Source organism: Marinobacter sp. OP 3.4 (genome assembly GCF_036224885.1).
Classification (GTDB): domain Bacteria; phylum Pseudomonadota; class Gammaproteobacteria; order Pseudomonadales; family Oleiphilaceae; genus Marinobacter.
In genome coordinates this window covers 1-2,254 of sequence record NZ_JAVVLT010000088.1, presented here as the reverse complement: position 1 = coordinate 2,254, position 2,254 = coordinate 1, and the positions used below count along the sequence as shown (strand labels likewise).

General features: G+C 49.2%; 3 protein-coding genes. All 3 read right to left on the bottom strand.

Features of this window, described 5'->3' with window-relative positions; translation table 11 throughout:
• Positions 1–622: 622 nt before the first annotated feature.
• The 3 genes from RO069_RS14540 to RO069_RS14530 all read right to left on the bottom strand — a co-directional run bounded on the left by RO069_RS14540 (position 623) and on the right by RO069_RS14530 (position 2,179).
• Positions 623–1,153, bottom strand: a complete 531-nt coding sequence (locus RO069_RS14540) for a GNAT family N-acetyltransferase (RefSeq protein ID WP_328188443.1) — start codon at positions 1,151–1,153, stop codon at positions 623–625.
• On the bottom strand, positions 1,131–1,544 hold the full coding sequence (locus tag RO069_RS14535) for a hypothetical protein (RefSeq protein ID WP_328188442.1): 414 nt from the start codon (positions 1,542–1,544) through the stop codon (positions 1,131–1,133). The genes RO069_RS14540 and RO069_RS14535 overlap by 23 nt, the downstream gene beginning before the upstream one ends.
• Before the next feature lie 113 nt (positions 1,545–1,657).
• Positions 1,658–2,179: a RipA family octameric membrane protein gene (locus RO069_RS14530; RefSeq protein ID WP_328188441.1), complete on the bottom strand. Its 522-nt coding sequence runs from the start codon at positions 2,177–2,179 to the stop codon at positions 1,658–1,660.
• Between the last annotated feature and the right edge of the window lie 75 nt (positions 2,180–2,254).

Sequence of the window (2,254 nt, the reverse complement as noted above, 5' to 3'; positions counted from 1 at the left end):
GTCGATCACTGGCATCTCTATGCTCACTCATGCTTCGGCCTTGAGCTCATAACGCAAGTGGTAATGGGCGCCAACGGAGCGCAGCGTAGTTGGCGTCCCGTTGACCACATTGTTAGCGCCTTACGCGGTGCCGAAACACCACCCCGACAGCGGTAAACGCACTTAAGTATATTGATTGGGCGACTCCTGAAGCCAGATAGTCGATTCCACCCGGACCAGACATCCCGTTAACTTGATCTCGTTGCATTTCGGCAACGCTGCTCCAGAGTATGGCAGTGTCTAGCGCGCCAACTAAGAAGCCAACCAAGGCCGCGATGAGGAAAGGGCTTCTCATCGCAAACCAGCCTATTGCGATACCCGGCACAATATTCAACGCGGCGATCAAAACGTTGGCCCAAGGTGCTATAAAGGGGAACGAACTCGCCTCAGGTGTCTCCAGATTGACGAGGAACCCAGAAGCCTGAGATGCGCCGAACGCAAGCACAAAGCCAATAATCGCTACAATAATTTCGGCTTGCTTCAGAGTGACCTCCTGTGGTGCTAACGCTGATGGTAACCGGCGCCGGAGCGCAGCGGAGGGAACCAAAAGCGGTACGCTTTTGGCGTCCGGTTGACCGCCTGGTTACATGGTGATTCGGTAGTATCGGCCATACTCTCCATCCTTAGGACCATCGTGCGTGGCCTGCCATCCCAGTTTCTGAGCCACTCTCTGGCTAGCCACATTGTCATCCGCGATGAAAACCTGAACGGTATCTAAATCGATCTCGGAGGATAGTCTTTCAACTGCCAACTCGCATGCCTTGGTAGCTATGCCGTTGCCCCAAAACTCCGATCTGATGAAATAGCCGAAATCCGGAACACCATCCATCTGTTTAATGCCGCAGAATCCAATGAACTCGTCAGTATCAGCGTTGGCTACAACGAAGCGGGTCGGGTTAGTAAGCGCACTCTCAAACCACGAATCTACCTCATCTTCAGCCAGGGCGCGACGAGGCCCGAGAAACCGCATTACCTGAGGATCTCGAAGCATAGAAATGACAGCCTCTTTATCTTGGTGACGAAGATTCCTCAGTTTCACCGAAATCATAGGCTTGGCTTCACCATGTAACGTTTGCAGCAGGGGCGCGACGTCAGGAGCGTCCCTTGCCTGCATTGGTTATGCCTGAAAGCAGGCTGAAAGGAACCGCTACCATGACCCCCAAACCAGCGCCCCATAAAATTTCTGTAGCTCCGATGCTTACTTGAGAATCTAATAACAACCCAAAAAGATAAAGAAAACAAGAAAACACCAGGACACCAGAAGCGGCACCAGCTAACGACAAGGCAGTCAGGTTGAGCCGCCCGAACCTTTGCAACATGAGAAACTGCGGCACTCCCAGAGCAATGGTTCCCAAGTAGCTTGTGAGTAGGCCGAACAAAATAGCCATCGGCAGCGCATTACCATATGCCTGCCCTTGGGTAAGCAAAGCGGGCACAAGGATCACCACAACGATTGGGGTAACTGGAGCAACAGTTGAAGCTAACCACAGACGTTTCTTATTCATAGGCATAACGCCTTTGTCAGCCGCGTTTTGGTTGTAGTGGATTTTTGTGCAAAGATGGCCGAAGGCCATGCACAAAAAGGAGCGACGACCAAAACGTCGGCTGGACAAACTTGTTAAGCACTTTTACCTACGATTATATATACGGCCATTGCTGCAATCCAAAAACAGAAGAAGAAGAAAGATAGAACTATCATTTGATAGCTTACTGAAGGTTTTTTCAGTATTTTTTTATCGAGCCATTTTTGAAACCCTTTGTGCTCACCTCTATTGAGACTCTCTTCAACATCCTGCCGAATAGTTTCTTTACTAGCAGAGAATAAATTAGCGTCAGGCGCAACTTCTTGTTCGTAAATAGATGCACGACGCTCCCATCGGGACTGCCAATACTTACCTCCAAGATTAACAAAAAACCAGAGAAGTGAAACAATTGCACCAAGAGCCGCAAGGATAATACCGTAGGGGCCAGCTTTTTGAGTAAAGAAACCAATGGCAATAGCTGTATTTAGGGCCATGAAATAATTGGATCGTTGCCAAAACATTCCAATTTCAAGATTTCTGGTCTCGATGGCTATTTTATAGAGCTCTTTCTTTTCCATTTGAGGTACATCTGTAATTTGTTTTTCTTCGATTTCCATCTGTGAGCCTTATGGTGCTTAACGCCGCCAACACGCGCAGCTTTGTAGTGGAGGCGAAGCCGCAACGGAAAAGCT

Excerpts from the sequence above, each read along its gene's own strand:
- RO069_RS14530 (WP_328188441.1), bottom strand. The coding sequence starts at position 2,179 with ATGGAAATCGAAGAAAAACAAATTACAGATGTACCTCAAATGGAAAAG.
- RO069_RS14540 (WP_328188443.1), bottom strand. The coding sequence starts at position 1,153 with ATGCAGGCAAGGGACGCTCCTGACGTCGCGCCCCTGCTGCAAACGTTA.
- RO069_RS14535 (WP_328188442.1), bottom strand. The coding sequence starts at position 1,544 with ATGAATAAGAAACGTCTGTGGTTAGCTTCAACTGTTGCTCCAGTTACC.